Origin of the sequence: Actinomadura sp. 3N508, assembly GCF_044326375.1 — a bacterium.
Taxonomy (GTDB): Bacteria; Actinomycetota; Actinomycetes; order Streptosporangiales; family Streptosporangiaceae; genus Spirillospora.
The window spans coordinates 1-4,243 of sequence record NZ_JBIRAX010000030.1 but is presented as its reverse complement, the minus strand read 5'-3'; the positions used below and the strand labels follow the sequence as shown (position 1 = coordinate 4,243).

At 67.0% G+C, this 4,243-nt stretch carries 4 protein-coding genes; all 4 read left to right on the top strand.

The window, feature by feature from the left end; translation table 11 throughout:
• The first annotated feature begins 168 nt into the window (after positions 1–168).
• Genes ACH34S_RS41855 through ACH34S_RS41840 form a run of 4 tightly spaced genes read left to right on the top strand, consistent with a single transcriptional unit; the run spans position 169 to position 4,014 of the window.
• Positions 169–1,251 carry a tyrosine-type recombinase/integrase gene (locus ACH34S_RS41855; protein WP_395958503.1) on the top strand — a complete coding sequence of 361 codons (1,083 nt, stop codon included), beginning with the start codon at positions 169–171 and terminating at the stop codon, positions 1,249–1,251.
• 22 nt (positions 1,252–1,273) lie between these two features.
• Positions 1,274–1,594, top strand: a complete 321-nt coding sequence (locus ACH34S_RS41850) for a helix-turn-helix domain-containing protein (RefSeq protein WP_395958502.1) — start codon at positions 1,274–1,276, stop codon at positions 1,592–1,594.
• Positions 1,591–3,381: a hypothetical protein gene (locus ACH34S_RS41845; RefSeq protein ID WP_395958501.1), complete on the top strand. Its 1,791-nt coding sequence runs from the start codon at positions 1,591–1,593 to the stop codon at positions 3,379–3,381. Before ACH34S_RS41850 ends, ACH34S_RS41845 begins: the two co-directional genes overlap by 4 nt.
• A gap of 21 nt (positions 3,382–3,402) precedes the next feature.
• Complete coding sequence (locus ACH34S_RS41840) at positions 3,403–4,014, top strand: nucleotidyltransferase domain-containing protein (protein WP_395958500.1); 612 nt, start codon at positions 3,403–3,405, stop codon at positions 4,012–4,014.
• Positions 4,015–4,243 lie beyond the last annotated feature (229 nt).

Here is a 4,243-nt window from a genome sequence, read left to right as displayed (position 1 = left end):
TACCGGGAGTCCCGTGGGTTCATGATCACCCTGGGTTTGGTTCTTGAGTTGCTGACGAGGCCAGTGGGGTTGCTGCGTCCGTCGTGAAAAGATTGACGTTTCGTCGGGATTCCTGAAGGATCTACGGCATTCACGATCCATGATCGGATTCCTTGAACTGGAGCGGCCGTGGCTCTGGCAGTGGTGCACAACCTGGCCTCTCCACGTCGGCTGGTGACGGGCCAGGACGCCGAGGACTTCGAGCAGGAGCTCGTTGATCAGTTCGCGTTGGCGGTGGCTGCATCCGGTGCGACCGATGGGTACGTCTCCTCTGAGCGAGGCGTGATCTTTGAGTTCCGTAAGTTCTTGTGCCGTCCGGTGTGGATGACCGGGTCGGAGGACGCGGACCGATACCTCGCGCACCTGCGCAAGGATCGTGGCCAGGCGAGGCAGACGGTGGAGAAGAAGGCGGGCACCTTGGCTCGGTTCTTCAACTTCTTGGTGGCCCGCTATCAAGGTGACATCCACGCATTGACCGGCTGCGTGCTGATTCAGCCGATCGATGAGTTCAACCGGCCGGCCAAGGCCGAGTACGGAACACCGCGGATCCCGCCGCCAGAGGATGAGGTCACGGCGTTGTTCGAGGCGTGGCGGGACTCGCTGCCGGCCGAGCGAAAGTACCTTCCGGCCGCGCGGGACTACGTGGCCGCGTCGCTGTGGCGCCGAGTGGGGCTGCGCATCGGTGAGACGGTGATGCTCGATATCCGGGACTGGCGGCCGGACCTGGGCGAGCACGGCAAGATCCACGTCCGGTTCGGCAAGGGAAGCCGGGGACGCGGTCCTAAACCACGGCTGGTCCCGGCGATCAACTCCGCGGACGCGTTGCTGACCTGGTGGCTGACCGACGTCCGGCACCAGTTCGGCGAGGACTGGTCCGACCCGGACGCCCCCATGTTCCCCAGCGAACGCCGCGACCCGCACACCGGCCGCCCCCGCCGGGCCGGAGACGACGCGCTGCGTTCGGGGCTGGCCGAGGCCGTGGAACGCTGGCTGCCATCGTGGAAAGGACGACTCACGCCGCATGGAATGCGGCACTTCTGCGCCTCGTCGCTGTATTCCCGCGGTCTGAACCTCAAAGCAATCCAAGACATTCTGGGGCATTCGTGGCTTTCGACCACGACGCAATATATCCACGTTCACGACGGCCACATCGAACGCGCCTGGGCGAGCGCGAACGACCGGGTCGCCGCCCGGCTGTCGGCCGAGAGATGAGCCGGAGAAAGGTGGCAGGCCGATGCGGTGGAATCTGCGGATGAAAGCGGCCGAATGCGGGATTTGGAAGTCAGCGGAGATGCGCCGCCGACTGGCCGATGCCGGGTTGGAGATCAGTGCCGGGAAGATGTCGGCGCTATGGACCGGCACTCCGACCACCATTCGCCTGGACGACCTCGACGTGATCTGCGCCGTGCTGGAGTGCAGCCCGGACGAGCTGCTGATCTGTGAGCCGGACAAGGTCGCCGCGCGCAAACCCGCCCAACCCGCCGAGGCCAGCCCGACCTCGGGCCTGGCGGTGACGCCTCGCCTGGGCCGGAACCGATCGGTCCCACCGGCATGAAAAGCGGGCCACCGCGGTCGTGCGCCGGCTGCGGCGTCAAACCAGCGGCGTGGTCCAAACCGCGAGTCGACTTCTGCTACGACTGCCTGCCCGGCGGCCCGTTCACCCCGCCGCCGTGCCGCCGGTGCGGATCGAGGATCGAGTACTACTCGGCGGCACTGTGCGCCCGCTGCCACCACTACGCGCCGCAGAAGCGAGACTCCTGCCGGGACTGTTACGCCTGGGGCGTGGAACGCAAGCACAAATGGCGGTGCTGGGGATGCATGTCGTGGCGGAACCGGTGCGCCGAGGGCGAATGTATCGCCTGCCGCCGGATAGTCCCCGTCGACGAGAGCGGCGCCTGCCGACTGTGCTGGCGGCAATCGGCGATGATCCGCGCCCAGGCCAGGCAACTGCCCGGACGCCGCAAAGCAATCGATCTGATCGCCGCGAACCAACACGGGCAGCAGCTGTACTTGGCCAACCTGTTCACCCAATACGGCATCGGCGTCCGATACCGCCAGGACCTGCAACGCCCACCACCCACCCCGGCTCCAAACGTGAACGCCTGGAAAGGCCCGGTGACGCACCGGCAGACCGTGCTGTTCGACATGCCGCGTGATCTGCGAGCCGGGCGAGATCGCGGATTTCCGCCACCAGCAGACCCCCTCACCGCAGCCGCCTGGGCAGCGGCCCTTGACGACTACGCCGCCCGGCACGGCTGGTCGCGTAGGACCCTTGGCCGCGCCCACCAGGGTCTGAAGATCCTGCTCGCCACCCAAGACACCCCGGGTGCACCGCTCAAGGCCACCGACATCTACGCGTTGCGGCAGCTCAAAGAAGTACCGGTCCGACCGCTCTTGGATGCCTGTGAGGAGGCGGGCGTCGTCGAAAACGACCGCACCCCCGCACTCACCGGCTGGTTCGGCGAACAAATATCCGGCCTGCCCGAACCGATGACAGCCGAACTGCTCGCCTGGTTCCGCGTGATGACCTGCGGAAGTCTCAACCCACCGCGGCGCCGACCCCGCGCCGAGGTCACCATCCGCGTTCAGGTGCGCTGGGTCATGCCCACCCTGCGGGTCTGGGCAGCAGCAGGGCACACCTCGTTGCGAGAGATCTCCCGCAACGACGTCCAGCTCGCTCTCCCGCCATCTGGCAACCCGCGCTCGACCCTCGGCCAGGGACTGCGGTCGATCTTCACCGTCCTCAAGTCCGAAAAGGTGATCTTCAGCAACCCGATCGCCGGCATACCGACCGGCGGCCACGAGATGCGCTACCCGCTGCCGGCCAAGCTGTCCGCGATCCGCGAGGGCCTGGCCTCGCCCAACCCGGCATGTGCGCTCATCACCGCACTGGTCGCCTTCCACGGGTTGCGCACCGGCGAGCTGCGCCACCTCAAGGTCACCGACATCGTCGACGGGCGGCTGCACCTGAACGGACGCCTCATCCCACTGGCCGACCCGGTCCGTGTCCGGCTGGCCGCCTACCTGGACGAACGCGCCCGCCGCTGGCCCCACAGCGCCAACCCGCACCTGTTCATCCACCAGACCATCGCCGGCAGCACCCGGCCCTTCGGCGGACGCTGGCTCGGCCTGCTGCTCCCCGTCCCGGTCCGCATCATCCGCGAAGACCGCATCCTGCACGAAATCCACGCCACCGGCGGCGACGTCCGCCGCGTGTGCGACCTGTTCGGCCTCACCGTCGCCGGCGCCATGCGCTACGCCGCCACCCTCGACCCAGCCGACCTCGACAAGCTCGAAGCACCGGACACCCCTCAGCCACCCGCCGAACAACCCATTCCTTAGCTCGCGAGGGAGAACGAGCCGATGAGATCGATCGTCGCGCCGTACGGGCGCTGGGAACCCGCGACGCCCGCCCAGGTCGCTTCGCTGTTCTCGGTGCTGCCATGCCAGTGGTGGATCGCCGGCGGATACGCCATCGAACTCGCCGTTGGCCATCACGTCCGCGACCACGGCGACATCGACGTCACGATGCTGCGCCCAGACCAGCTCCACGTTCACGATGCCCTGCGCGGCTGGGAGTGCTGGGCAGCCGATCCACCGGGCGTCCTGCGTCCCTGGGAGCCCGCGGAGGTCCTGCCCTCGACCGTCCACGACATCTGGTGCCGCCCACAGCCCGACGAACCATGGCGTATCCAGGTGATGCTGGATGAAGCGAACGGCGAAGAATGGGTATCTCGACGAGATCCCGGTATCCGCCGTCCCCTGACCGGGATCGGGAAAACCAGCCCAGAGGGCATCCCCTACCTTGCGCCCGAGATCCAGCTGTTCTACAAGGCCAAGGAGCCCCGGCAGAAGGACCAGACTGATTTCCTCACGATCCTGCCCGTCCTGACCACGGCACAACGACGCTGGCTGAGCCAAGCCCTGTCGCACTGCTTCGGCTCGCACCCCTGGCAAGAACAACTCGCGTGTTGAACTGAGAAATGCACCCCCAAAGCGCTGTACCTCCACCCGCATCTGGCTCTGTACGGGGCCGACACCGAGGCCACTGCCGGGAATCGCAACCAGAACCCGTTGTCTGCCTACGCCGACCCTGCCGGCGCCTTCGGTTCCCGAACCTGAGGGCTTAAGCTCACCCACCAGGGGTCACCCCCCTTGGGTTCGCGCCAGATGACCCTTCAGAATTCGTGAACCCACGGGGATC

Excerpts from the sequence above, each read along its gene's own strand:
- ACH34S_RS41850 (WP_395958502.1), top strand. The coding sequence starts at position 1,274 with ATGCGGTGGAATCTGCGGATGAAAGCGGCCGAATGCGGGATTTGGAAG.
- ACH34S_RS41845 (WP_395958501.1), top strand. The coding sequence starts at position 1,591 with ATGAAAAGCGGGCCACCGCGGTCGTGCGCCGGCTGCGGCGTCAAACCA.
- ACH34S_RS41840 (WP_395958500.1), top strand. The coding sequence starts at position 3,403 with ATGAGATCGATCGTCGCGCCGTACGGGCGCTGGGAACCCGCGACGCCC.